Source organism: Vibrio eleionomae (genome assembly GCF_009874545.1).
Lineage (GTDB): Bacteria > Pseudomonadota > Gammaproteobacteria > Enterobacterales > Vibrionaceae > Vibrio > Vibrio nitrifigilis.
The window spans coordinates 13,467-38,448 of sequence record NZ_WEKT01000045.1 but is presented as its reverse complement, the minus strand read 5'-3'; the positions used below and the strand labels follow the sequence as shown (position 1 = coordinate 38,448).

Here is a 24,982-nt window from a genome sequence, read left to right as displayed (position 1 = left end):
ATTTTTGAATAAGTAAGCCAAGATCTAAGGGTTTTTGCTTTATTTCGCTTTCTTATAATGGAGTCATAAACTGAGAACAAAGAGAAAGTGAGGTTGATTATGGGCAGATTAGTAGAAGGCGTTTGGCACGATCAATGGTACGACACAAAAAGTACCGGCGGTAAATTTGTTCGTGAAGACGCAGGCTTTCGCGGTTGGATTGAAAACAAACCCGATGCTCAGTTTGCTCCAGAATCGGGTCGCTATCATCTGTATGTTTCCTTGGCTTGTCCATGGGCACACCGAACTTTGATTTTTCGTGAACTAAAACAGTTACAAGAACACATTGATGTGACGATTGTCTGTCCTGATATGATGCAAGATGGGTGGAAGTTCGGTATTCCCGAACCTCTGTTTGGCCATACGAAAATGCATCAAATTTATACGGAAGCAAAAGCGGACTACACCGGACGTGTGACTGTGCCAGTCTTGTGGGATAAAAAGACGCACACTATTGTAAGTAACGAATCATCAGAGATTATTCGTATGTTTAACAGTGCGTTCAATGATGTGACGGGGAATCACGATGACTATTATCCTGCTGCGCTTCGTAGTGTGGTTGACGAGTGGAATGACTTCATTTACCCCAATATCAATAATGGTGTGTATCGCTGTGGTTTTGCAACGACGCAAGATGCGTATGACGATGCTTATGAATCCCTTTTTGCCGCGTTAGACAAAGTAGAACATCACTTAAGTGTGAATCGCTATTTAGCTGGAACTCAGCTTACAGAGGCTGATTGGCGCCTATTTACTACCTTAGTGCGGTTTGATGCTGTTTATGTCGGCCATTTCAAATGTAATAAAAAACGCATTGCTGATTATCCTAACCTGCACAACTACCTGAAAGAGTTATATCAATACCCTGGTGTAAAAGAGACAACTGACTTCTACCACATAAAACGTCACTATTACTTTAGCCATACTATGATTAACCCCACTCAAGTGGTTCCAAATGGCCCAGAGCTAGACTTAGACGCTTCCCATGACCGTGCAAGGTTAAGCTAAATGTGATTTATGTCGCTATTTGGTGGCTTATTCGCCACCAAATGGTACAAAATGTCTAATTTAAGTTGCGCTAATGACATATACTATCAATGATACCCCTTAGGTATTAATTAATATATTTATATAAGTAACTTATTGATTACATGGTGTGAAGAGAAGCTTTGCATCGACGTTATCAGGTGTTTACTTGGAGAAACTAATGTTTTTTAAGCGCAAACCCGCCGAAGAGGCTGTGTCTTCCCATGCCGACAATATCTATCGTTCAGTATCTAAGTTTGTCCCTTGGATAGAATTTACTATTGCTGGTGAAATTGTTGATGCCAATACGTTATTTTTGAACGTGGTGGGTTATTCAAAGCAAGAGCTCATTGGTCAGCATCATCAGATTTTATGTGATAAATCATTAGTTAACTCCTCACGCTACCAATCGTTTTGGCAAGTCCTAGCTCGAGGTGAACCTCAGGAAGGTAAGTTTCACCGGATTACTAAGTCGGGGCATACTGTTGTATTAGAAGCGACCTATTTCCCAATTATGGATGCTCAAGGCAAGGTTACCAGCGTTGCCAAAATTGCGTCAGACATTACTACGTTATTTGAAAACGATCAGCAAAACCAAGCTCTATTAGGTGCGTTGGATAAATCGTTGGCCGTTATTGAATTTGACCCATCAGGTACGATCACCCATGCCAATCCCAACTTTCTAAGCCTTCTTGGTTATGGCAACGTTAGTGAAGTTAAAGGAAAGCACCACCAAATTTTCTGTTTTGAACAGTTTTATCAGGAAAACCCAACCTTTTGGGATGATTTGCGTAAAGGGCAGTTTAAAGCAGGGCGTTTTTTACGTCGCGGTAAACACGGTGAAGAAGTTTGGATTGAAGCAACCTATAACCCCGTTTTAGATGACAAAGGTCAGGTAAGTCGAGTGGTGAAGTTTGCTTCTGATATTACCGAGCGAGTGCGGAAAAACCTCGCGGTGACTCAAGCAGCCGAAGTGGCTTATACCACCTCAGTTGAAACCGCTCAGATAGCCCAAGATGGTGCTAAAATGCTGCAGCAATCCGTGGCGATATCGCAACGCGTGACCGACAGCATGAGTCAAACGGTCGAGAAGGTTTCTGGATTAAACACCAGTTCAGAAAATATTGAAGCGATGGTGTCGACTATCAAGAGTATTGCAGAGCAGACCAATCTGCTGGCGTTAAATGCGGCAATTGAGGCTGCTCGAGCCGGGGAATATGGCCGAGGCTTTGCGGTAGTGGCTGATGAAGTGAGGCAATTAGCGTCTCGAACTGGGGATTCCACTCATGAAATTGAGAATGTGGTGGGCAAAAACCGCTCACAACTTGCAGAAGTCACTGAGATGATGAATTCAGTCAGTCACATTGCTGTTGAAGGTAACGAGAAAATCGCCAGTGTCTCTGAAGTAATGGACGAAATCTATCGTGGAGCCGAGAATGTCTCCAACACAGTGGCAAATTTAAACGACACGCATTCTTAAGCTGACTTCAATTTAATGCTTGATATAAAAAAGCCCTCGCATCGCGAGGGCTTTGTTTATTCAGTCTTACTTAATACGAAGAGATTAAGCGTTTTCGGCTTGATCCGCTTGGATTGCAGTAAGAGCGATAGTGTACACGATATCGTCAACCAACGCGCCGCGAGACAGGTCGTTAACTGGTTTACGCATACCTTGAAGCATTGGACCGATAGAGACTAGGTCTGCAGAACGTTGTACCGCTTTGTAAGTTGTGTTACCAGTGTTTAGGTCTGGGAATACAAATACAGTTGCTTTACCTGCTACTGGAGAGTTTGGTGCTTTAGAAGCAGCAACGTTTTCCATGATTGCAGCGTCGTACTGTAGAGGACCGTCGATAACAAGATCAGGACGTTTCTCTTGAGCCAGTTTGGTTGCTTCACGTACTTTATCAACGTCTGCGCCTTTACCAGAAGTACCAGTAGAGTAAGAGATCATTGCAACACGTGGGTCAATACCAAATGCTTTAGCAGAATCTGCAGATTGGATTGCGATTTCAGCTAGTTGCTCAGCCGTTGGATCTGGGTTGATCGCACAGTCACCGTAAACCAATACTTGGTCAGGGAGTAGCATGAAGAACACAGAAGACACGATAGACGCGTTAGGTGCTGTTTTGATGATTTGGAATGGAGGTACGATAGTGTTCGCAGTAGTGTGAACCGCACCAGAAACTAGACCATCAACTTCGCCAGATTCTAACATCATTGTGCCTAGGAAAACTGAATCTTCTAGTTTTTCACGAGCAACAACTTCAGTCATGCCTTTCTTAGCGCGAAGCTCAACGAGACGAGCAACGTAGTTTTCACGTACTGCATCAGAATCGATGATTTCAACGCCAGCGCCTAGTTCAACACCTTGTTGAGCGGCAACGCGTTTGATTTCTTCTGGGTTACCTAGAAGTACACAAGTTGCAATACCACGTTCAGCACATAGTGCCGCTGCTTTAACAGTACGAGGTTCATCGCCTTCAGGAAGGATGATGCGTTTTGCTGCTTTACGTGCAAACTCAGTTAATTGGTAACGGAATGCTGGTGGGCTTAGACGACGAATACCTTGAGTGCCTTCTGCTAGAGAATCGATCCAAGGGCCATCAATGTGACCAGCAACGTGATCGCTTACAAGCTCGATACGTTCTTTATCGTCTGCAGGAACTTCTAGGCTGAAGCTTTGAAGGTTTAGCGATGTTTGCCAAGTGTTACCTTGCGCTTTGATTACTGGAAGACCAGATTCAAAAGCAGGTTTACATAGGTCAACGATTTCTGCAGGGATGTCGTAACCGCCAGTTAGCAATAGCGCACCGATTTCAACGCCGTTCATTGCAGCAAGAGAAGCAGCAACGATGACGTCTGGACGGTCAGCTGAAGTAACAAGCAGTGAGCCTGGTTTAAAGTGTTCAATCATGTTAGGGATTGAACGAGCACAGAAAGTGATGCTTTTAACGCGGCGAGAATTGATTTCACCTTCGTTAATGACGTCAGCATTTAGGTGCTTAGCCATATCGATAGCGCGAGTTGCGATTAGATCGATATTCCAAGGCACACAACCTAGCACGCGAATAGGACTAGAGTTGAAAATTTCCATTACAGCAACGTTAGCTTGCTGTGCTGCGTCAGAACCATCAAAGATTTCAGATAGGTCTGGGCGAGTGCGGCCAGCTTCATCAACAGGCGCGTTAAGTTTGTTAATGATAACGCCTTTGATGTTTTTGTTTTTAGTGCCGCCGAAGTTAGAACATGCTACTTCGATACGCTCTTTAAGCTGAGTTGGGTTATCTAAGCCAGGGCTAGCAACAAACACGATTTCTGCACCAAGAGTTGCCGCGATATCCGCGTTCACTTGGTTAGCAAATGGGTGTTTACGAGTCGGTACTAGACCTTCGATAAGAGTGACATCAGCGTCATTGATTTGGTTGTAACGTTCAACAATAGTTTCTAAAAGAACGTCAGTTTGTTCAGTACCAAGCCAATTTTCAGCCACTGACATCGCGATTGGTTCCGCGATTTTAATGTCTTTACCGACAATAGTAGAAGTCAGGTCTGGTTGATCGCCACCTTGACGAGGTTGGGCAATTGGTTTGTAGAAAGAAACGCTTACACCTTTGCGCTCAGCTGCGCGTAGGGTACCCATGCTCACGCTGGTTAAACCAACACCTGAGCTGATAGGGATAAGCATAATAGTACGGGACATTCGTTCAATACCTCTAACAATTGATTGCAATCTAATCACTTAGATTGAGAGGACACAAAGCCTAACTACTTATTCCTAATTAATTGGTGGAATAGGAGTTAAGCCCCAATGAAACACTGGCTAACGAATTTCGTTAGCCAGTAGAGTAGAAATTAGATACCTGCTAGTCGAGCAGTATCTTCAGCAATAACTAATTCTTCGTTAGTTGAAATAACGATTGCTGGAACGCGGCTTGCGTCAGAAGTGATCACACCTTCGCCGCCGAAGCGTGCTTTAAGGTTTGCTTCACCATCAATTTCCACACCTAGGATTGCAAGACGGTTAAGAACCATTTCACGGATAGGTGCAGAGTTTTCACCGATACCACCAGTGAAGACGATAGCGTCTAGACGACCGTCAAGGCTTGCAGTGTAACCTGCAACGTATTTCGCCAAACGGTGGCAGAATACGTCCATTGCGCGAGTCGCTTCTTCTTTTTGACCGTAGTTTTCTTCAACGAAACGGCAGTCAGAAGTCACTTCAGTTAGACCTTGTAGGCCAGATTCTTTAGTCAACATCTTGCTGATGTCTGCTACAGAGTAACCAAGTGTGTCGTGTAGGTGGAAAATGATCGCAGGATCGATGTCACCACAACGAGTACCCATAACCAGGCCTTCAAGAGGAGTTAAACCCATTGAAGTGTCAACAGATTGGCCGTTTTTGATTGCACACACAGATGCCCCGTTGCCTAGGTGACAGTTAATGATGTTAAGTTCATTCGCTGGTTTGCCTAGACGTTCAGCCGCTTCACGAGCGATGAATAGGTGAGAAGTACCGTGCATACCGTAACGACGGATAGCGTGCTCTTTATACAAGCTGTATGGTAGAGCGTATAGGTAAGCCTCTTCAGGCATCGTTTGGTGGAAAGCAGTGTCAAACACAGCAACGTTTTTCAGTGCTGGGAATGCTTTTTGTGCTGCTTTGATACCAACGATGTGTGCTGGGTTATGAAGTGGTGCAAGTGTTGCACAATCTTCAATACCTTGTAGCACGTCGTTATCAATCAATGCAGACTGAGTGAATTTTTCGCCGCCGTGAACAACACGGTGACCGATTGCTTTTAGCTGCTCTGCCAATTCTGGCTTAGAAGCAAGAATAGTTTCGACGATGAAAGAAAGTGCTTCATCGTGAGCGGCTCCATTGCCAAGTTGCGCTTCGTGTTTACCATCAAGTTTCCACTTGATGCGAGCTTCTGGAAGCAGAAGGCATTCTGCCAAACCTGAAAGGTGCTCGTTGCCGTTATCAGCGTCCACGACTGCGAACTTAAGCGAAGAACTACCGCAGTTTAAAACTAAAACTAGCTTAGACATGAGTAACTACCTGTTTATTCGTAAGGGTAAAAATTTTCCCAAGAGTAGTGCAATCCTTGGGGATACGTACTAATCTTGGTCAACAAAAAAATAAAATCCATCTGTAAAAGACGTGATAAAGTCAAAAAATCGTCTTAGCATTCCGTGCTAATTTGCTTCTTAGTTGCCATACTTAGTATATCGAGCAACAATGAAGCGAAAAAAGTCCGCAAAGGATAGCGACAATGGGCTAATATAACAAAAAAAATTTGAATCAATATTAGCTTTAGTCAAATTTTTGCGTCATTTGTTGAATCATTCAACTATTTTTTAAGAAATGGCCGCATTAGAGAGTGAGAAACTGCTTATGAGTAACAGAGTCGGCATCATCTACTGTTTAAAAGATGGTCAGAAATACATGGATATCTGGCCTGTACGCAAGGAGCTCAACCTCATTTTTCCGGAACAGCGCATTATTAAAGCGACTAAGTTCGGTATCAAAGTGATGCCAGCTGTTGCTGCGATTAGTGTGTTAACGCAAATGGTATTCCACAATGCCGGAGCAATGCCTCAATCGATTATCATCGCTCTGTTCGCGCTCAGTATGCCTTTGCAAGGGATGTGGTGGTTAGGACAGCGAGCAAACACTCACTTGCCACCAAGTTTAGCGTCTTGGTATCGTGAAATTCATCAGAAAATCAGGGAATCTGGGTTTGCTTTAGAACCGGCAAAATCTCGGCCTCGCTACAAAGAGTTAGCAACCGTATTAAACCGTGCTTTTCGCCATCTAGATGAATCTTCTTTAGAACGCTGGTTTTAAATTGAAGAGATCGGATAACTTGTGTGCAGGGGAGGCGTGATAGTCTGTTTTCGCACACAAATTTAAATTCGGGTGCTTGTAATCTGAGTGGTACCAAGACTGCTTATTATTCAAGTGCCTAATTGTTTTCCCCTTCGTTTATCTTTTTCCTTACTGTTTTTCTTTCATATTGATACTTTGATGCTTCCTTTTGTCTATTGATGCTGGTAATAATGACATAACTGCAATGAATGCAGTTTTGTATGAAAAATTATTATTAATCACGATGGCTAAGGTAACCGCGTCTATCTACTGTAATGTCGATGATACGCGTTATTAAAGCCAAATTGTTCAGAAGAATATGTGTGCTTTATTACCTAATGTGCCGTACAAGGCATGAACACTCGTTGTGAATCACTGACAAGGTTGTTGATGTGATTGACGTGTACGTTTAGGTATGTAATCAAGGAGTTAAGATGAAAGCAGGCCAACTATTCGCTACCGCAGTTCTTGCAGGGGCGACATTACTCTCTTCCCCATCCATTCTTGCCAAAACAGTATCGGTTGCTGTCTCTCAAATTGTTGAACACCCCGCTTTAGATGCAACTCGCCAAGGGCTACTCGATGGTTTAAAAGAAAAAGGTTATATCGACGGTAAAAACCTCAAATTCGATTATAAAACTGCGCAAGGGAATCCTGCGATAGCCGTGCAAATTGCCCGCGAGTTTGTGGGTGAAAAGCCAGATGTGCTAGTGGGTATTGCCACGCCAACAGCTCAAGCGCTAGTGGCGATGACTCGGACAATTCCCGTCGTATTCACCGCAGTGACCGACCCTGTTGGTGCTAAGCTGGTGAAAACGTTGAAACACCCTGGAAAAAATGTAACCGGACTTTCCGATCTTTCACCAGTCGCACAGCATATCGCGTTAATTAAAGAGCTCATGCCAAACGTGAAAAAAGTGGGAGTGGTATACAATCCGGGTGAAGCTAATGCTGTGAGTTTGATGGATCTATTAGAAGTCGCAGCAGCAAAAAACAACATTAAAATTGTGAAAGCTACTGCGTTGAAAAGTGCTGATGTTCAATCTGCGACTCAGGCGATTGCTGGCCAATCTGACATTATTTATGCCTTGATTGATAACACGGTTGCCAGTGCATTTGAAGGCATGGTTGTGGCTGCCAATCAGGCTAAAACCCCTGTGTTTGGTGCGGCAACTTCCTACGTGAAACGTGGTGCGATTGCTAGCCTTGGTTTTGATTATTACCAAATCGGTTTGCAAACCGCCGATTATGTCGTTGATATCTTAAATGGTAAGAAGCCCGGTGATATTGATGTAAAAGTGGCAACGGGGTCTGACTTAGTGATTAACAAAACCGCTGCAGACAAACTCGGCTTTAAAATTCCACAATCAGTATTAGATCGCGCGACTAAGACGTTATAAGAACAAGTCATCGTTAAATAATGATATATGCCAAAGCGAAGGCTGTTCGCCTTCACTTTGGCAATAAAAAACTAATGAGCTAAGGAGTGCTCATTGTCTCTCATCATCTGTGATGACAAGAGCTAAGCCTCATTATTTTATTAAGCAGAAAAGGGAGTAAGTATGTCTGCTTTTGCGTTTTTTGGTGCATTAGAGCTCGGATTAATTTATGGATTGGTCGCTCTCGGTGTTTACCTGACGTTCCGTGTTTTGGATTTTCCCGACCTCAGCGTCGATGGTACCTTTCCTATGGGGGCCGCTGTTGCTGCAACAGCCATTGTCGCGGGTATTAATCCATGGGTTGCCACTATCATGGCGATCATTGTCAGTGCAGCGCTAGGATGGGTGACGGCTTTTTTAACGGTTCGTTGTGGCATTCTAAATTTACTGGCATCTATTTTGACAAGTATTGCTGCCTTCTCGATCAATATTCGTATTATGGGACGCCCTAATATTGCACTGTTAGGACAAGATACCATACTCACGCCATTTGAAGCGTGGGGGGATCCTATGTATGTCCGGCCAATTGTGGTGGGGGTATTAGTACTGTTCTCAGCATGGTTTATTGTGCGCTTATTAAACAGTGATTTTGGCCTTGGGATGCGTGCGACCGGCGTAAATACACGTATGGTAGCGGCTCAGGGGGCCAGTGTGGGTTTCTACACCTACTTTTGTTTAGCGTTATCGAACGGTTTTGTTGGTTTTGCTGGGGCACTATTTGCCCAAACCAATAGCTTTGCTGATGTGACGTCAGGTGTCGGTACGATTGTAGTGGGATTGGCTGCCGTCATCTTGGGGCAAACTTTGATTCCCGGCAAGAAAATCTGGGTAGCAATTTTAGCGGTGATTGTTGGTTCGGTGTTGTATCGGTTAGCCGTAGCATTTGCGCTAAGTTCTGGCATGTTCGGTTTACAAGCATCGGACCTTAACTTAGTGACGGCCATATTGGTTGCAGTTGCGCTCGTTATGCCAAAAATGAAAGGAAAATTACAAGCGAGAAAAGTATCTGGAGGTGCGGTATGATTCGTTTAGAAGATATTCAAGTCACCTTTAATCCAGGTACTGTCTTGGAAAATAGGGCCTTACGTGGCGTGAATTTAGAAGTGCCAAAAGGTGAGTTTTTGACGGTTATTGGTTCAAACGGGGCAGGTAAATCAACCTTGTTAGGGGCCGTCACCGGAGAAACCCCAATGGTGGGAGGGAAGGTGTTGATTGGTGAAAAAGACGTGACTCGTCTGACTGTTGATCAACGTGCTAGCCTCTGTGCGCGCGTCTTCCAAGATCCACTAGCCGGGACTTGTGGATCGTTAACGATTGAAGAGAATATGGCGCTAGCTTACATGCGTGGTAAACGTCGTGGCTGGAGCCTTTCTTTATCAGGGAATCGCCGTAAGCTCTTTCAAGAACGCATCAGTATATTAGGATTAGGGCTGGAAGATCGTTTGAGTGACAGTATTGGATTACTGTCTGGTGGTCAGCGGCAGGCGGTCAGTTTGGTGATGGCAACACTGGCTGATAGTCAATTGCTGTTACTTGATGAACACACTGCGGCGCTGGACCCAAGAATGGCTGCGTTTATCATCGATTTGACGAAACGTATCGTTGAAGAATTTAAGTTGACGGTCATGATGGTGACACATTCGATGAAAGATGCGTTAGTGTGTGGGGACCGTACGGTGATGCTTCATCAGGGGAATATTGTGCTTGATGTTGCAGGAGAGCAACGCGCTAATATGGATGTTCCTGATCTGCTAGAGATGTTTACTAAAGTACGTGGAGAAGAGCTGACTGACGATGCTCTGCTACTGTCTTAGTACCTTTCTATTGCCTTCAATGATAAGAGAGCGCGGTTGCGCTCTCTTTTTATATCTCTGCTATTTGTCCAAACTGTCGCGATAACGCTCGATATGTTCCACAATCGGTTCTACTTCCATATACGTACGAATGTCGTGAAACAGCTCTTTTGCTTCCGGATACGCTTTGCGTAAATAGGTGAACCACTGTTTAACTCGGTTTGGATAGTATTTGTGCTTGTCGCCGCGAACTTCATATTGGGAATAGCGCAATAACAAATCGACCACGTCTACCCAAGGCATTTGAGCTTCGTTACGTTTAACCATATTACCAAGGTTAGGAATATTAAATGCCCCTCGACACACCATGACATCTTGCACCCCAGTGGCGGCGATACAATCTTGGCCATCTTGATAAGACCAGATTTCTCCATTCGCTATAATCGGCATAGCGGTTTTTTTGCGGATGTCGTCGATGTATTCCCACTTAATTTCATGCGCTTTATAACCACCGACTTTGGTCCGAGCATGAATCGTTAATTCGTCTGACCCTGCTTGATCGATTGCATCAACGATTTCAAAGCAGTCGTTAGGATCTTCCCAACCCAAACGAATTTTTGCCGAAACTGGGATACGACTGTCTACCGCATCACGGCAAGCTTTAACTACTTGATAAATTAACTCAGGCTCTTGCAGGAGTGCTGCGCCACCGCGGCTTTTATTGACGGTTTTAGCCGGGCAGCCGAAATTGAGGTCAATACCATAAGCCCCCAATTCTGCGGCGCGAACGGCATTTTCTGCCATCCATTTAGGCTCTTGGCCAAGGAGTTGAACTTTAACGGGCACACCAGCTTGCGTACGTGAACCGTTCTTTAACTCTGGGCAGAGGCGATAGAACACATGGTCAGGGAGTGGTTGGTGGACGACCCGCACGAACTCTGTTACGCAGAAATCATAATCGTTGATTTCTGTCAGCATTTCTCGCATCAAATGATCTAACACGCCCTCCATCGGGCCTAAAATTACACGCATAATCGTCTATCTTGGTATTTGGGACGCGAGATTGTAGTGTGGAGTGATACAAATGTCACGACTTGGTCGATGTTGATTTCAGTTTGGTTAAAGCATAGGCAACCACGGGCGATGCGTGCATCTGGCAAACACTTGGGTATAATGCTCGACTTAACTATTGATAAGAGAGCGGTATGAGTTACCAATTTATTGAACTGAATGTGGCTGAATATGATGTGTCGGCGCCGTTTATTGAAGGGGTAGTCTTAGCGGCTAACTTTACCACTGAACCTTTAGATCCAAATCGTTGGTTATCAGAGCTGTTTCCTGATGCAGACTCGGTGTTTGTTAAACAAGTTCATGAGCATCTGCAAACTCAATATCAAGTCATCAAAGCGAATCAATATCCGTTGCTTGAGCTGATTCAAAGTGATACTGATGTCCTCAGTGAACTTGCCTCGGGTTTTATGGCTTTATGGCCGCTGATTGAAGACAAGTGGCAGCAGGCTGTCGTCAGTGATGGTGCCTTGCGCATGTTGCAAGCGTTATTAACCACATTTATGTTGGCGCTTGATGAAGAGCAAACCCAAGCACAAATGCGCGCTGCAGGGATTGAACATCCACCGCAATTGAGTGATTTGCTACCGCAGCTTGATGTGATGGTACAGGAAGTCGCTATGGCAGCAGATGAATGTTTATTAGGGGCTCAGGCGCAGAAAATTAATCCGTATAAAACGGTGGGGCGTAACGACAGTTGCCCTTGCGGTAGCGGAAAAAAATTCAAACAGTGTTGTGGACGTTAAAACAAAAATTCAAACACGACACTGACACTAACGTTGGCAATAATTATTATATATGAGGGTCTCGCCCCGTCATGCACGAGTCATCGTTAGTCATGCAATATCAGTTGGCTTAAAAATCTTGGAGAGATTAAATAATGAAAAAATGGGTTGCCGCATTGGCGTTTTGTAGTTTTTCTGTTTTGGCTGCACCAAAAGATGTATTAAGTGATCGTTTGGCGTTGACCGATGGGTTCAGTGCTAAGTTCCAACAAAAAGTCATCAGCCCAGACGGAGAAGTCGTCGTAGATGGCAATGGCTATGTGAATATCTCTCGTCCGAATCTTTTTCGTTGGGAAACTAAGGCTCCGGACGAAAACCTACTAGTTTCTGATGGTAAAACGTTATGGTATTACAATCCATTTATTGAACAAGTCACTATTTACAATCCTGATCAAGCGACTGAACAGACACCATTTGTGTTATTAACCCGTAATCGTAAGAGTGACTGGGATGCATACCGAGTTCAAGAAAAAGGCGATGTCTTTACGCTTATCCCTACTGATGCGGATACGAATCAAGGTCAGTTTCAAATCGACATCACTGCCAAAGGTATCGTTAAAGGCTTTAATGTGATTGAGCAGGATGGTCAAAAAAGCTTGTTTACTTTTAGTGATGTTAAGGTAGGAAAACCAGAGGCCGGTTTATTTATTTTCCAACTGCCTGAAGGCGTAGAAGTTGACGACCAACGTAAATAATCCCACCTATTCAACACCCACTCAGTATGACGCTCTCAGTGAGCTGAAATAGGGGAGTCGTGACGGTGAACGATAACTACAGTTTAGATTTTTCAGGGGACGAAGATTTTCGTCCCCTTGCTGCACGTATGCGTCCACAAACTGTGGAGCAATACATTGGTCAGCAACATATTTTAGGAGTGGGTAAACCACTGCGTCGAGCTTTAGAAGCAGGTCATATTCACTCTATGATTTTGTGGGGCCCGCCAGGTACGGGAAAAACCACTTTGGCTGAAGTGGCTGCTCACTATGCTAATGCTGAAGTCGAGCGTGTTTCTGCCGTAACTTCAGGGGTAAAGGACATTCGCGTTGCGATTGAGAAGGCGCGCGAAAACAAGATGGCGGGGCGGCGGACGATTCTGTTTGTCGATGAAGTGCATCGTTTCAATAAATCGCAACAAGACGCCTTTTTGCCACACATTGAAGATGGCACGGTCACTTTTATTGGGGCGACGACAGAAAATCCCTCATTTGAGCTCAATAATGCATTGCTTTCACGTGCTCGTGTCTACAAGCTAACATCACTCAATAAAGAAGAAATTCTCGAGGCGCTAAATCAAGCCATTACAGATAAAGAGCGGGGTTTAGGTAACATAACAGCGCAATTTCATGACAATGCCCTAGATCGTTTGGCTGAGCTGGTCAATGGTGATGCCCGTATGTCGCTCAATTATCTAGAGTTGCTTTATGATATGGCGCAAGAGGATGCATCAGGCACAAAGCAGATTACACTCGCGTTATTAGCCGAAGTGGCTGGAGAAAAAGTATCCCGCTTCGATAATAAAGGTGATATGTGGTACGACCTTATTTCTGCCGTGCATAAATCAATTCGTGGTTCTAATCCTGATGGGGCTCTTTACTGGGCGGCTCGGATGATGACAGCTGGATGCGATCCTCTTTATATCGCCCGTCGTTTACTGGCTATTGCATCAGAAGACATTGGTAATGCCGATCCGCGTGCGATGCAAGTGGCGCTTTCTGCTTGGGACTGTTTTACTCGTGTTGGACCCGCTGAAGGGGAGCGTGCCATTGCTCAAGCCATAGTGTATTTAGCTTGCGCACCGAAGAGTAATGCGGTTTACAGCGCTTGGAAACAAGCCCTTGCTGATGCTCAAAGTGGGCCTGAATATGATGTTCCGTTGCATTTGCGAAATGCTCCCACTTCTTTGATGCAAGATATGGGCTATGGCGCTGAATATCGATACGCCCATGATGAACCGGGTGCATACGCTGCCGGTGAACGTTATTTACCTCCAGAAATGACCGGAACTTGCTATTACCAACCAACAAATCGAGGGTTGGAAACTAAAATTGGGCAAAAGTTAGAGTATTTGGCCGATTTAGACGCAAAAAGCCAACAAAAGCGCTATGAAAAATAGTGGCTTTTCGTTATCTTTGACAAGTTAAATTTCAATATACATTTGCGTGGTCAAAAAATGCGCAAGTGTATCTTTTCGTTAATCAAATAAAGCATAGGATTAGCAATGCTGGATTCTAAATTACTTCGTGCTGAGCTGGATGAAACAGCAGCAAAACTCGCGCGTCGTGGCTATAAGCTCGACGTAGACACTATTCGTACACTTGAAGAGAAACGCAAATCCATTCAAGTCGAAGTTGAAAATTTACAATCCACGCGTAACTCCATCTCCAAACAAATTGGTCAATTGATGTCTAAAGGCGACAAAGATGGCGCTGAAGAGATCAAAAAACAGATCGGCACTTTAGGTGACGATTTGGATGCCAAAAAAGTGGAATTGGCCGCTGTTCAAACTGAACTCGATTCAATCGCACTTGGCATCCCTAATATCCCTGCGGATGAAGTACCGGATGGTAAAGATGAAAACGACAACGTAGAAGTTTCACGTTGGGGTACACCAAAAACTTTCGATTTTGAAGTGAAAGATCATGTTGATCTCGGTGAAATGGGTGATGGGCTAGATTTCGCTAGCGCAACCAAATTGACCGGTGCACGTTTTGTAGTAATGAAAGGTCAATTTGCTCGTTTGCATCGCGCAATCGCACAATTCATGTTGGACCTGCACACAGAGCAACACGGTTACACAGAACTATACGTTCCTTACCTAGTGAACGCAGACAGCTTGTACGGCACTGGTCAGCTACCAAAATTTGGCGCTGATCTTTACCACACAGAACCACTCACTGAAAAAGTTGATGATGAAGAACTACGCCGTCTTTCTTTGATCCCAACTGCAGAAGTGCCAGTGACTAACCTGGTTCGTGACGAAATTCTAGAGGAAGATCAACTGCCTCTTAAAATGACCGCTCACACACCATGTTTCCGTTCTGAAGCAGGATCTTACGGTCGTGATACACGTGGTTTGATTCGTATGCACCAATTCGATAAAGTCGAATTAGTTCAAATTGTGAAACCAGAAGATTCAATGAACGCACTTGAAGAACTCACTGGTCACGCTGAGAAAGTGCTGCAACTTCTTGAGCTTCCTTACCGTAAAGTCGTTCTATGTACGGGTGATATGGGCTTTGGTGCTCGTAAAACTTACGATTTGGAAGTTTGGGTTCCTGCGCAAAACACATTCCGTGAGATTTCTTCATGTTCAAATATGTGGGATTTCCAAGCGCGTCGTATGCAAGCTCGTTTCCGTCGTAAAAGCGAGAAAAAACCTGAATTGCTACACACGTTAAACGGTTCTGGTTTGGCTGTAGGTCGTACTATGGTTGCTGTGTTGGAAAACTACCAACAAGCAGATGGCCGTGTAGAGATTCCACAAGTTCTACAGAAGTATATGAATGGTCAAACTCACATTGGTTAATCACACATTTGGGTAATATGAATCGCCCTTAAGTGATATTGACTTTGTTTAAAGCCAGCGCCTAGCGTTGGCTTTTTTGATTTTTACCTCCATAGAGGTATTTCACTCCTATAACCCAACGATATAGTTACCCCGTACATTAAAACATTCCCCGCAATACCCTAAGTCGTCAATCGACGTCTACAATAAAAAATGGGTGAATGTGACATTTCATTAGTACAAATATTCGTTCCCATAAAAACAGTAGTCTTTTTCGCTCAGGAGATTCAGCGGCCTCTTTATGTCCAAAGATTCAATGAAAACCACGTGTCCTTATTGTGGGGTCGGATGCGGAATTGAAATCAAACGAACAGATATCGTTGGGGATGAATCACATCCGGCCAATGCAGGGCTACTTTGTACAAAAGGAGCAGCGTTGTCGGAGTGTGTTAAATCACCTCGGCGCCTTCTTGTGCCGACAATTCAAGGTACAGAAGTATCGTGGGAGCAGGCCACCGATGAGATAGCGGAGCGGATGTTCTCTGCGATTGCTCAATATGGTCCTGAATCGGTGGCTATGTATTTATCGGGACAATTATTGACCGAAGATTATTATGTTGCGAACAAGCTGATGAAAGGGTTTGTTGGCTCGTCCAATATCGAAACGAATACTCGCCTATGTATGATGTCGGCTGTATCGGCCCACATTCGTGCTTTTGGCGAAGATGTGGTTCCGGTTAATTACGATGATATAGAACAGACTGAAATGCTCATTTTAGTGGGGGCTAATTCTGTTTGGACGCACCCGGTATTGTATCGTCGTATTGAAGCGGCGCGCGCCAACAACCCCAATTTCAAGCTGGTGGTGATTGACCCACGTGAAACTGTGACATCTCGTCAAGCTGATCTGCATTTATGCATTGAAAGTGAAGGCGACGTGTTGCTATTTAATGGCCTGTTACGTTACATGATCGACAATCGGGCGGTTGATTCGAAGTACATCAAACAAAGTACTGATGGCTTTGGCGATGTATGGCGCCATTTACAAGAAGTGAAATATCAACTGCATGCGATTGGTGCCAATCTCAATGTCGAATGGGATGATTTACGTAAGTTTTATGATTGGTTTATGACCAGTCTGACCGCTATTACGATGTTTGGCCAAGGGGTGAATCAATCTCAAACTGGGGTAGATAAAGCTAACGCAATCATTAACTGCCATCTAGCCTCTGGAAAAATTGGAAAACCAGGATGTGGACCTTTCTCATTAACTGGTCAACCCAATGCGATGGGGGGGAGAGAGGTTGGCGTACTATCGACTCAACTTGCGGTGCATCGCGGGTTCGATCCGCAATCTACCAGAGCAGTCCAAGATTATTGGCAATCGCCTGTTATTGCCAATAAACCAGGTTTAAAAACGATTGATATGTTCGATGCTATCGAAGCTGGACAGATCAAAGTGCTGTGGATTATTGGTACTAATCCAGCTATTTCAATGCCAGATAGCGACAAAGTCAGACAAATATTACGTCGCTGCTCTTGCGTCATTGTGTCTGATATTAGCGCTGATAGTGACACGCTCGAGTACGCTGATGTCGTCTTGCCAGCTGCAGGATGGGGAGAAAAGCGCGGAATGGTGACGAATGCTGGCCGAATATTAAGCCGGCAGCGTGCTTTTACCTCCGCACCTGGCATGGCCAAACCGGATTGGTGGTCTATTTGCCAAGTCGGCGGAAAACTGTGTGAGTTACTCGCGACGCATAATGGATTTGAGTTTCCTAACGAAGCGGCTATTTTTCGCGAATATGCAGGACTCACCGCAATTAATGAAACCAGTCCGTATCAGTTTCATTTATCGCGCTTGGCTGGTATCACTGATCAACAATATTCTACTTGGCAACCACGAGCGTGGCCTTTTGATAGTAAACGCCCTTTTGCTGACGGTGTTTTCTCTACACCAGATGGACGCGCCCGTTTTGTCTGGGTTTCTCCGCCAGAGGTGAATAATGATCAGTGGTGGATGAATTCAGGGAGACATCGCGACCAATGGCATACCATGACCCGAACTGGCTCAATCCCTCGCTTAGCTTCTAATGAGGTCGAACCCACTGTCTATCTAAATTCAGCTAGCCTAAAGCGGCTCTATTTAACGCCGGGATATATTGCTCAAATTCGGCGTGATAAATATTCTGCCCCTGTATACGCCCGTGTCGCTGTAGATGATGGTTTACGCGGTCAGCAATTGTTCATGTCTATTCACTGGGCAAATCGTTATGGCGGAAAATCGAACGTGAATCGTGCGATTGGATGTGAAGTTGATGATCTTTCCGGACAGCCGGCCTTTAAATCTTGGCCAGTAGAAATTGAAGCGGTAGAGATGGGCTCATATGGATTGTATATCGGTCATGAGCGCCCTTTACCAAGTAGCGATTATCGCTGTTTTCAGCAGGAACATCATTGTGGCATTTGGCGTTTTGCCAATATAAAACAGCTGACCCAAGATGACTTTCGTTTGATTCGCGGTGAGAAGATTTTACGCTGGGAACTGGACGAGTGCTGGATGATGATCACGGTAAAACGAGATGAACCACTTGGGCTGATGAGAATTACTGGCTTGCTTGCCGTGTCGGATGCGCCAATTGAAATGGATTATCTACAAGGTGTTGCGCTAATTGGGCAACCACTAGCGCTTGATCCGTTAATGGCCTTTTCCAGTTCAAAAGTACGCCGCCGCCTGATCTGTGCTTGTTATCGAGTGACAGATCATCATATTTTGGGAGCAATAGCAGAAAGTAATCAAGTTTCGTTAAATGATCTTCAGCAAAATCTTAAGTGTGGGACCAACTGTGGGTCTTGCTTAGTTGAATTGAAGTCCTTAATTCAGCCCATTGAAGATGAGTTACTGGCTCAACAAGAAGCAGAGAGAGTCGAAGAAGAGATATTGCGCGGTGATAGCGATGACGATTTAATTGAAGAATTTGTGACGATCGGTCGCGAACCTTCTGATGAGGATATTAACCAAAGTAAATCTCAGTAACTTTTTGGCGCTTTATTGCACCAAATTGGGGCGATTGGAATAGAGTATTGTCAATAAGGCTTGTATTTCCATACGTGGATGTTGGTACGCGTTGTGCATTACTTACTTTGATTAAAGATAACTTGTTGTCAAAGGCGCAGAATTCATTTTGAAGCTGCGCCTTTTTATTGCCATAAAAATGGCTGCGATTCTGGTATATCTAAGAAGAAATTAGTGTTAAACCTTCATTGCAACTCCCCCTATAAACAGACAAACTATGGCGTAATAACAATAAAACCCTGATTAAAGTATGGTTACTGTCTGCGATAAGTATCACCATAAAGGGAATTATCTTGAGGTACTAATGAGTCATATAGTGGAATGCATTCGCACCGTTGGGCGTGGGGAGCGTAGTCGTCAATCATTAACGTTTGAACAAGCCTATCAAGTGATGGATGACTATTTAAATGGTCAGGTTGATGATGACCAGATGGGTGTTTTATTAATGCTCATTCGCGTTAAAAATGAATCAAAACAAGAAATTGCTGGCTTCGTAAAAGCGTTCCAGCAACGAATTCCTGCTATTGGCTGTGATATTGACTGGCCAGTTTATGCGGGAAAACGCGCTGCGACCGGTTTACCTTGGTATTTGATTGCCGCTACCTTATTGGCAAAGCAAGGTAAAAAGGTGTTATTGCATGGTTACGACGATCCTGCTGTGGAACGCGAATATGCTGAGCCCTATTTAGTGGCGTTGGGTATTCCAGTGGCAGAGTCGGCTGAAGATGCAAAACAGTTATTCCTTCAAGGGAACATTGTGTATCTGCCACTCCATGCTTTTGCCCCTAAAGCATTACATATGTTGAATTGGAAGCATAAGTTTGGTTTGAAATCGCCAATCAATACGGTGGTACGTACCTTAAATCCTGGTGGTGGCACTTATGGCATTCGTGGTAGCTTCCATCCCGGTTTTGCTCGTTTACATGCTGAAGTTGAAAATGAAGTAGGGCAGAACTCTCATACGGTTATTTCAATCAAAGGCCAATCTGGAGAAGCTGAATATAATCCCAAGGTTAGCCAAACTCTCTATGTGAGTACGCCGCAAGGCGTTGAAGAACATTACTGGCAAGAGCGCTATAGTGAACAATTATCGACACCTATTCAATGTCAATTAGGCACACCGACAGATCAGCATATCGCAATGGCAAATAGCGTTGTTTCTACGGTAGCGGCTCTGCTGTTTACCGAATATCAAGATCGCAATAAAGCCTACGATGAAGCACTCGAAATGTGGCAGCATTATGTTGATTTAATTAATCAATAGTAGCTGCGATTGGCTTAAAGCACTCTGACGTATTCAGCGCAAGCTCAATCGCTGAAATGAGCGCATAAATGTGCTCATTTTGGCTGATAAATGGAGGCATTAAATAAATAAGATGACCAAATGGACGAATCCAGACGCCATTAGCCACAAATAGTGCTTGGATCATTTCCATATTGACAGGGTGGTGAGTTTCAATCACGGCAATGGCACCAATCCAGCGGGTATGTTTAACTTGGGGATGCTGGCTAATACGGGGGAGTTCATCGGCAAAAATGTTTTCTATGCGCTGTACTTCATGCTGCCATATTCCCTCACTTATCATACTTAAGCTCTCAGCCGCAACTGCACAGGCTAAAGGGTTCCCCATAAAGGTTGGGCCATGCATAAAGCAACCCGCTTTGCCACCACTGACTGTATCAGCAATTTTTGTCGTGGTGATCGTTGCAGATAGCGTCATAAACCCACCCGTTAACGCTTTTCCTACACAGAGTATATCTGGAACGATGTTTGCGTGTTCGAATGCAAAACATTTCCCTGTTCGACCAAATCCGGTGGCAATCTCATCGAGTATTAGTAGCACACCATATTGATCGCATAGTCGGCGAACTTCGGTCAAAAATTGCGGGTGGTAAATACGCATCCCTATTGCCCCTTGAACGATAGGTTCTAGAATGACCGCCGCGATCTTGTGGTGATTATCCCGTAGTTGGTCAGCAAAACTTTCGATATCGCGGTAATCCCACGTATCCCCAAATCCTAATTGCGGCGCATCAGCAAAAATGTGTTGAGGCAAAAAGCCTTTATACATACTGTGCATTGAATTATTAGGGTCGGTGACTGACATCGCTGCGAATGTATCACCATGATATCCCTTACTAATTGTCAGAAATTGTGGGCGATATTCACCGCGACTATACCAATATTGCAATGCCATTTTTAGGCTGACTTCAACGGCAACCGACCCCGAGTCTGCGAGGAATACTTTATCTAGACGTTCGGGTGTCAACGCAAGTAATTTTTCACAGACATCAATGGCTGGTTGATGTGTTAATCCGCCAAACATGACATGGCTCATCTTATCAATTTGATTTTTGGCAGCGTTGACTAAGCGAGGGTGACTATAGCCGTGAATGGCAGCCCACCATGACGACATCCCATCTATCAGTTTTTTACCATCCTCAAGATAAATATATACACCTTGCGCCGAGTGAGCGGGGTAGCAAGTGAGTGGTTCAACGGTCGAGGTATAAGGATGCCAGATATGTTGGCGATCAAAGTCCAAATCAATTGTCATAATGAGATCACTTGTAAACCTTAAATATTGAATTTGGTTGACAGTTTAGCGGTTAGTTATAGACTAGCCAACAAGAAAACTAAAAAAATTAGGGAATTACACGTGGAAGTTCGTCATACCTGGTCTGTTTCTGAAGTGGCTGAGTTACTCGATTTACCGTTTATGGAGCTCGTTTATCGGGCTCAAACCGTACATCGGACTTATCATCCCCATAATCATGTACAAGTCAGTACCCTGTTATCGATCAAAACAGGTGCATGCCCTGAAGATTGTAAGTACTGCCCACAAAGTGCGCATTATACGACTCAGGTGGAGAAAGAGCGCTTAATGGAAGTCGAGCAAGTGCTGGAAGCGGCGCAAAAAGCGAAACAAGCAGGATCAACCCGATTTTGTATGGGAGCTGCGTGGAAGAATCCGAAAGAGCGCGACATGCCTTATATCAAGCAAATGATCACTGGCGTGAAAAAACTAGGTTTAGAAACGTGTATGACTCTAGGCATGCTTAATGAACACCAAGCACAGGAGCTTGCGGCAGCAGGGTTAGATTTCTATAACCATAATTTAGACACCTCCCCTGAGTATTACGGTCAAATTATTACCACTCGTACCTACCAAGACCGTTTAGATACCTTAGAGCATGTGCGTGATGCGGGAATGAAGATTTGCTCTGGCGGCATCATTGGCATGGGGGAAAGCCAGAAAGATCGGGCTGGCTTACTAGTCGAACTCGCCAATTTGCCCGTTCCGCCAGAAAGTGTACCGATTAATATGCTGGTCAAAGTTAAAGGTACACCGTTAGAAAATGCTGATGACGTTGATCCTTTTGATTTCATTCGCCTTATCGCTGCAGCGAGAATTATGATGCCACTTTCTGCGGTGCGCCTATCTGCTGGGCGAGAAAAGATGAATGAACAAATGCAGGCGCTTTGTTTTTTAGCGGGTGCTAACTCAATATTTTATGGCTGTAAATTGCTAACAACGCCTAATCCGAATGAGGATAGTGACTTACAACTATTTAAAAAGCTCGGTATTAATCGGCATGAAGTGGCACAAAAACCGGATGACATCACGGCTAATGAACTATTAGATCAAGTGATTGAACGTGTTGTAGCTCGCCCTAGTAAGGATGATCTATTTTATGATGCCAGTCTTTAAACAGCGCATTCAAGAGGCATTGTCGCTGCGTGAAGCACAAGGATTGACTCGCAGCCCAGTGGTACTTGAACGAGTGAAAGAGCAGGTAATTGCCTCTAATCAGGGGCAAGCGATTAACTTCTCAAGTAATGATTATTTAGGGTTAGCCAGCTCTAAAGAGCTGGCAGATGCTTGGCAACAGGGCATTCGCTTGTACGGATGTGGCAGTGGTGCATCGCCACTAGTGACTGGATTCAGTCCAGCTCACGCCCGATTAACCGATCAGTTATGTGAATGGTTGGGATTTGAAGGTGCAGTACTATTTAACTCGGGTTTTAGTGCTAACCAAGCAGTGTTACTGACTCTTTTAGAAAAGGATGATGTAGTTTTACAAGACAAACTTAATCACGCCTCATTAATTGAAGCAGGTATGTTATCTACCGCGACCGTGCGCCGTTTTAAACATAATGACCTTGGGCATTTACAACGCTTACTGCCGGAGAAAGAAGACACGCTTGTTGTCACTGAAGGCGTATTTAGCATGGATGGTGATGCAGCGCCACTCGCACAGATGATGCAGCAAACAAAAGACCGAGCATGGCTGATGGTTGATGATGCTCATGGCCTTGGCGTCTGGGGTCCCGATGGTCGAGGAAGTTGTGCTCGTGCAGGGATAAGTCCTGATATTTTGGTGGTTACTTTTGGTAAAGGGGCGGGAATATCGGGAGCCGCTGTGTTAGCGAGCCATGTAGTGACTGAATATCTACTGCAATTTGCTCGTCATTATGTTTATTCAACCGCAATGCCAGCGGCGCAAGCTTATGCGCTATCGCATTCGCTCACTATGTTGCAGACTCAATCGTGGCGTCGAGAACATCTCGCTGAGCTCAACCAAGCGTATTGTGAAGCGACGAGTCATTTACCCGGTTATGTGGCCACCGAAACGCCAATCAAGCCTTTTATTGTTGGAGATAATATCCAAGCGATGGAATGGTCTCATTCCCTTAAAGAAAAAGGATTTTGGACCACAGCAATAAGGCCTCCTACTGTACCAAAAGGAAGTGCTCGCTTAAGGATTACTCTTAATGCATCACATACTACCGAGCAAGTTTTTGCTCTTGGTCGAGTATTAGAAAGTTTGTATGAAGAGGCCTTAAATGACGAGTAATTCTAATGTGTTAACCGTCTCGGTAGATAAACAACAAGTGGCGAAATCCTTTTCAAAAGCTGCAGATAACTATGATAACCATGCCCATTTTCAACGCGATGTAGGTCGCGAACTATTAAAGCGGGTTCCTGATGATCTGACAGGGCGGCGTGTACTCGATCTTGGTTGTGGCACCGGTTACTTTTCTTCTGAACTGAAATGTCGGGGAGCACAGGTGATATGTGTTGATTTATCATCCCATATGCTGACTAAAGCCCAAGAGCGTTGTGGCGATAATCAGATGAGTTATCACCTTGCTGATGCTGAGCTACTGCCTTTCGCTGATAACAGTATTGATTATGTCTTCTCAAATTTAGCATTACAGTGGTGTGATGATCTCGCTATTCCATTGAAAGAAATAAAGCGAATACTTAGAAAGGGAGGGAAAGGCTTTTTTTCTACTTTGGTGGATGGATCACTCAACGAGTTAAAAATCGCATGGTCAACAGTTGATTCATATCAACACATTAATCATTTCCTATCGGCTAATCAGGTAAAAATTGCGTTAGCGCAATCTGGCAATTTCGACACTACTCTAAACTTTCAAGCAATGACGGTTTGGTATAACACTGCAGTTTCCTTGATGAAAGATCTTAAGGGAATTGGTGCTAACCACGTTCCGGGTCGTATCACGGCAGCATTCAATAAGCAGGTTTTGGCTCGATTAGAAGAGTCATATCAAGAGTTCAAAAATGATGACGGTGTATTGCCTGCTACCTATCAAGTTTGTTTAGGGGTTATTCTTCGATGAGTCATGTATTTTTTATAGCGGGTACGGATACCGATGTAGGCAAAACAGTGACGTCTAAAGCGATTCTTCAGGCGTTTGCTGCCCAAGGATTAACTACGGTCGGTTATAAGCCCATTTCCGCTGGATGTGAGAAAACCACCGAGGGCTTTCGTAATGATGATGCATTGCAACTCATGAAAGCGGCGACACAAGAGGTACCCTATGAAAAGGTGAACCCTTATGCCCTTGAGTTGCCAGCATCACCACATATTGCTGCTGATTACGAACATATCAGTATTGAATATTCAGTATTAAGTTCGGCTTTAAAAGAGAATAAAAAGAAAGCCGATGTGGTTGTCGTAGAGGGCGCGGGTGGATGGCGTGTGCCTATTTCGAGAACCGAGTGTTTATCTGCATGGGTAAAAAAGGAAAAAATCCCGGTTATTTTAGTTGTTGGTATTAAATTAGGGTGTTTAAACCATGCATTTTTAACCGCAGAAGCGATTAAAGCTGATGGGTTAGAGTTAGCGGGTTGGGTTGCTAACCGAATCAATCCCGGTACTGAACATTACGCGGATATTATCGACATTTTAGAACAGCGTTTAGGCGCCCCTAAACTTGGAGAGATTCCTTATCTTTTAAGTGCAAGAAGACAAGATTTGGGCAAATATATCCACCTAGATGCGCTTGTAGAGGAAATTATCGCGTAGTTTATCCTATCTCTAGAGGAATCGAGAAAAAGCCCTGTCT

General features: G+C 44.3%; 20 protein-coding genes. 16 read left to right on the top strand and 4 right to left on the bottom strand.

The window, feature by feature from the left end; genetic code table 11:
* Nucleotides 1–99 precede the first annotated feature (99 nt).
* Complete coding sequence (locus F9817_RS18265) at nucleotides 100–1,047, top strand: glutathione S-transferase family protein (protein WP_161157603.1); 948 nt, start codon at nucleotides 100–102, stop codon at nucleotides 1,045–1,047.
* A gap of 199 nt (nucleotides 1,048–1,246) precedes the next feature.
* Nucleotides 1,247–2,545 (top strand): methyl-accepting chemotaxis protein, encoded by a 1,299-nt coding sequence (locus F9817_RS24325; protein WP_161157602.1) that lies wholly within the window; start codon nucleotides 1,247–1,249, stop codon nucleotides 2,543–2,545.
* A gap of 84 nt (nucleotides 2,546–2,629) precedes the next feature.
* Here the strand turns inward: F9817_RS24325 and pta are convergent, their stop codons facing one another.
* Complete coding sequence (gene pta, locus F9817_RS18255) at nucleotides 2,630–4,768, bottom strand: phosphate acetyltransferase (RefSeq protein ID WP_161157601.1); 2,139 nt, start codon at nucleotides 4,766–4,768, stop codon at nucleotides 2,630–2,632.
* 152 nt (nucleotides 4,769–4,920) lie between these two features.
* Entirely contained in the window at nucleotides 4,921–6,117 is a 1,197-nt protein-coding gene (locus F9817_RS18250; RefSeq protein ID WP_161157600.1) for an acetate kinase, read from the bottom strand.
* Between the two features lie 346 nt (nucleotides 6,118–6,463).
* Between F9817_RS18250 and yfbV the strand changes: the two genes are divergently transcribed.
* From yfbV to F9817_RS18230, 4 genes are all read left to right on the top strand, one after another.
* Nucleotides 6,464–6,916, top strand: coding sequence for a terminus macrodomain insulation protein YfbV (gene yfbV / locus F9817_RS18245; RefSeq protein ID WP_161157599.1), 453 nt, complete (start codon nucleotides 6,464–6,466; stop codon nucleotides 6,914–6,916).
* 455 nt (nucleotides 6,917–7,371) lie between these two features.
* Entirely contained in the window at nucleotides 7,372–8,337 is a 966-nt protein-coding gene (locus F9817_RS18240; protein ID WP_161157598.1) for an ABC transporter substrate-binding protein, read from the top strand.
* Between the two features lie 162 nt (nucleotides 8,338–8,499).
* Complete coding sequence (locus F9817_RS18235; RefSeq protein WP_161157597.1) at nucleotides 8,500–9,399, top strand: ABC transporter permease; 900 nt, start codon at nucleotides 8,500–8,502, stop codon at nucleotides 9,397–9,399.
* Nucleotides 9,396–10,190: an ABC transporter ATP-binding protein gene (locus F9817_RS18230; protein ID WP_161157596.1), complete on the top strand. Its 795-nt coding sequence runs from the start codon at nucleotides 9,396–9,398 to the stop codon at nucleotides 10,188–10,190. Before F9817_RS18235 ends, F9817_RS18230 begins: the two co-directional genes overlap by 4 nt.
* Nucleotides 10,191–10,250: 60 nt before the next feature.
* Here the strand turns inward: F9817_RS18230 and dusC are convergent, their stop codons facing one another.
* A complete protein-coding gene (gene dusC, locus F9817_RS18225) occupies nucleotides 10,251–11,201 on the bottom strand; it encodes a tRNA dihydrouridine(16) synthase DusC (RefSeq protein ID WP_161157595.1) in 951 nt (316 codons plus the stop codon).
* A 173-nt stretch (nucleotides 11,202–11,374) separates the two neighbouring features.
* Between dusC and F9817_RS18220 the strand changes: the two genes are divergently transcribed.
* The 6 genes from F9817_RS18220 (at nucleotide 11,375) to F9817_RS18195 (ending at nucleotide 19,867) form a co-directional block, all read left to right on the top strand.
* Nucleotides 11,375–11,983 (top strand): SEC-C metal-binding domain-containing protein, encoded by a 609-nt coding sequence (locus F9817_RS18220; RefSeq protein ID WP_161157594.1) that lies wholly within the window; start codon nucleotides 11,375–11,377, stop codon nucleotides 11,981–11,983.
* 134 nt (nucleotides 11,984–12,117) lie between these two features.
* The gene (gene lolA, locus F9817_RS18215; RefSeq protein ID WP_161157593.1) at nucleotides 12,118–12,717 is read left to right on the top strand and encodes an outer membrane lipoprotein periplasmic chaperone LolA; all 600 of its coding nucleotides are present in this window, start codon (nucleotides 12,118–12,120) and stop codon (nucleotides 12,715–12,717) included.
* A gap of 128 nt (nucleotides 12,718–12,845) precedes the next feature.
* Nucleotides 12,846–14,135 carry a replication-associated recombination protein A gene (locus F9817_RS18210; RefSeq protein ID WP_161157609.1) on the top strand — a complete coding sequence of 430 codons (1,290 nt, stop codon included), beginning with the start codon at nucleotides 12,846–12,848 and terminating at the stop codon, nucleotides 14,133–14,135.
* Between the two features lie 105 nt (nucleotides 14,136–14,240).
* The gene (serS, locus tag F9817_RS18205) at nucleotides 14,241–15,548 is read left to right on the top strand and encodes a serine--tRNA ligase (RefSeq protein WP_161157592.1); all 1,308 of its coding nucleotides are present in this window, start codon (nucleotides 14,241–14,243) and stop codon (nucleotides 15,546–15,548) included.
* 280 nt (nucleotides 15,549–15,828) lie between these two features.
* Nucleotides 15,829–18,564 carry a nitrate reductase gene (locus tag F9817_RS18200; protein WP_161157591.1) on the top strand — a complete coding sequence of 912 codons (2,736 nt, stop codon included), beginning with the start codon at nucleotides 15,829–15,831 and terminating at the stop codon, nucleotides 18,562–18,564.
* 343 nt (nucleotides 18,565–18,907) lie between these two features.
* On the top strand, nucleotides 18,908–19,867 hold the full coding sequence (locus F9817_RS18195) for a glycosyl transferase family protein (protein WP_161157590.1): 960 nt from the start codon (nucleotides 18,908–18,910) through the stop codon (nucleotides 19,865–19,867).
* Here F9817_RS18195 and bioA read toward each other — a convergent pair.
* Entirely contained in the window at nucleotides 19,857–21,155 is a 1,299-nt protein-coding gene (gene bioA, locus F9817_RS18190) for an adenosylmethionine--8-amino-7-oxononanoate transaminase (protein WP_161157608.1), read from the bottom strand. The two genes, F9817_RS18195 and bioA, sit on opposite strands and share 11 nt — an antisense overlap.
* Nucleotides 21,156–21,263: 108 nt before the next feature.
* Here bioA and bioB point away from each other — a divergent pair, with 108 nt between their 5' ends.
* Genes bioB through bioD form a run of 4 tightly spaced genes read left to right on the top strand, consistent with a single transcriptional unit; the run spans nucleotide 21,264 to nucleotide 24,942 of the window.
* Nucleotides 21,264–22,316 (top strand): biotin synthase BioB, encoded by a 1,053-nt coding sequence (bioB, locus tag F9817_RS18185; RefSeq protein WP_161157589.1) that lies wholly within the window; start codon nucleotides 21,264–21,266, stop codon nucleotides 22,314–22,316.
* On the top strand, nucleotides 22,303–23,463 hold the full coding sequence (gene bioF / locus F9817_RS18180; protein ID WP_427916723.1) for an 8-amino-7-oxononanoate synthase: 1,161 nt from the start codon (nucleotides 22,303–22,305) through the stop codon (nucleotides 23,461–23,463). The genes bioB and bioF overlap by 14 nt, the downstream gene beginning before the upstream one ends.
* Nucleotides 23,453–24,253, top strand: a complete 801-nt coding sequence (gene bioC / locus F9817_RS18175) for a malonyl-ACP O-methyltransferase BioC (RefSeq protein WP_161157587.1) — start codon at nucleotides 23,453–23,455, stop codon at nucleotides 24,251–24,253. The genes bioF and bioC overlap by 11 nt, the downstream gene beginning before the upstream one ends.
* The gene (bioD, locus tag F9817_RS18170; protein ID WP_202436518.1) at nucleotides 24,229–24,942 is read left to right on the top strand and encodes a dethiobiotin synthase; all 714 of its coding nucleotides are present in this window, start codon (nucleotides 24,229–24,231) and stop codon (nucleotides 24,940–24,942) included. The genes bioC and bioD overlap by 25 nt, the downstream gene beginning before the upstream one ends.
* Nucleotides 24,943–24,982 lie beyond the last annotated feature (40 nt).

Bases quoted from the DNA above. Each gene is read 5' to 3' on its own strand.
- F9817_RS18265 (WP_161157603.1), top strand. From the start codon at position 100: ATGGGCAGATTAGTAGAAGGCGTTTGGCACGATCAATGGTACGACACA.
- F9817_RS24325 (WP_161157602.1), top strand. From the start codon at position 1,247: ATGTTTTTTAAGCGCAAACCCGCCGAAGAGGCTGTGTCTTCCCATGCC.
- pta (WP_161157601.1), bottom strand. From the start codon at position 4,768: ATGTCCCGTACTATTATGCTTATCCCTATCAGCTCAGGTGTTGGTTTA.
- F9817_RS18250 (WP_161157600.1), bottom strand. From the start codon at position 6,117: ATGTCTAAGCTAGTTTTAGTTTTAAACTGCGGTAGTTCTTCGCTTAAG.
- yfbV (WP_161157599.1), top strand. From the start codon at position 6,464: ATGAGTAACAGAGTCGGCATCATCTACTGTTTAAAAGATGGTCAGAAA.
- F9817_RS18240 (WP_161157598.1), top strand. From the start codon at position 7,372: ATGAAAGCAGGCCAACTATTCGCTACCGCAGTTCTTGCAGGGGCGACA.
- F9817_RS18235 (WP_161157597.1), top strand. From the start codon at position 8,500: ATGTCTGCTTTTGCGTTTTTTGGTGCATTAGAGCTCGGATTAATTTAT.
- F9817_RS18230 (WP_161157596.1), top strand. From the start codon at position 9,396: ATGATTCGTTTAGAAGATATTCAAGTCACCTTTAATCCAGGTACTGTC.
- dusC (WP_161157595.1), bottom strand. From the start codon at position 11,201: ATGCGTGTAATTTTAGGCCCGATGGAGGGCGTGTTAGATCATTTGATG.
- F9817_RS18220 (WP_161157594.1), top strand. From the start codon at position 11,375: ATGAGTTACCAATTTATTGAACTGAATGTGGCTGAATATGATGTGTCG.
- lolA (WP_161157593.1), top strand. From the start codon at position 12,118: ATGAAAAAATGGGTTGCCGCATTGGCGTTTTGTAGTTTTTCTGTTTTG.
- F9817_RS18210 (WP_161157609.1), top strand. From the start codon at position 12,846: ATGCGTCCACAAACTGTGGAGCAATACATTGGTCAGCAACATATTTTA.
- serS (WP_161157592.1), top strand. From the start codon at position 14,241: ATGCTGGATTCTAAATTACTTCGTGCTGAGCTGGATGAAACAGCAGCA.
- F9817_RS18200 (WP_161157591.1), top strand. From the start codon at position 15,829: ATGTCCAAAGATTCAATGAAAACCACGTGTCCTTATTGTGGGGTCGGA.
- F9817_RS18195 (WP_161157590.1), top strand. From the start codon at position 18,908: ATGAGTCATATAGTGGAATGCATTCGCACCGTTGGGCGTGGGGAGCGT.
- bioF (WP_427916723.1), top strand. From the start codon at position 22,303: ATGCCAGTCTTTAAACAGCGCATTCAAGAGGCATTGTCGCTGCGTGAA.
- bioC (WP_161157587.1), top strand. From the start codon at position 23,453: ATGACGAGTAATTCTAATGTGTTAACCGTCTCGGTAGATAAACAACAA.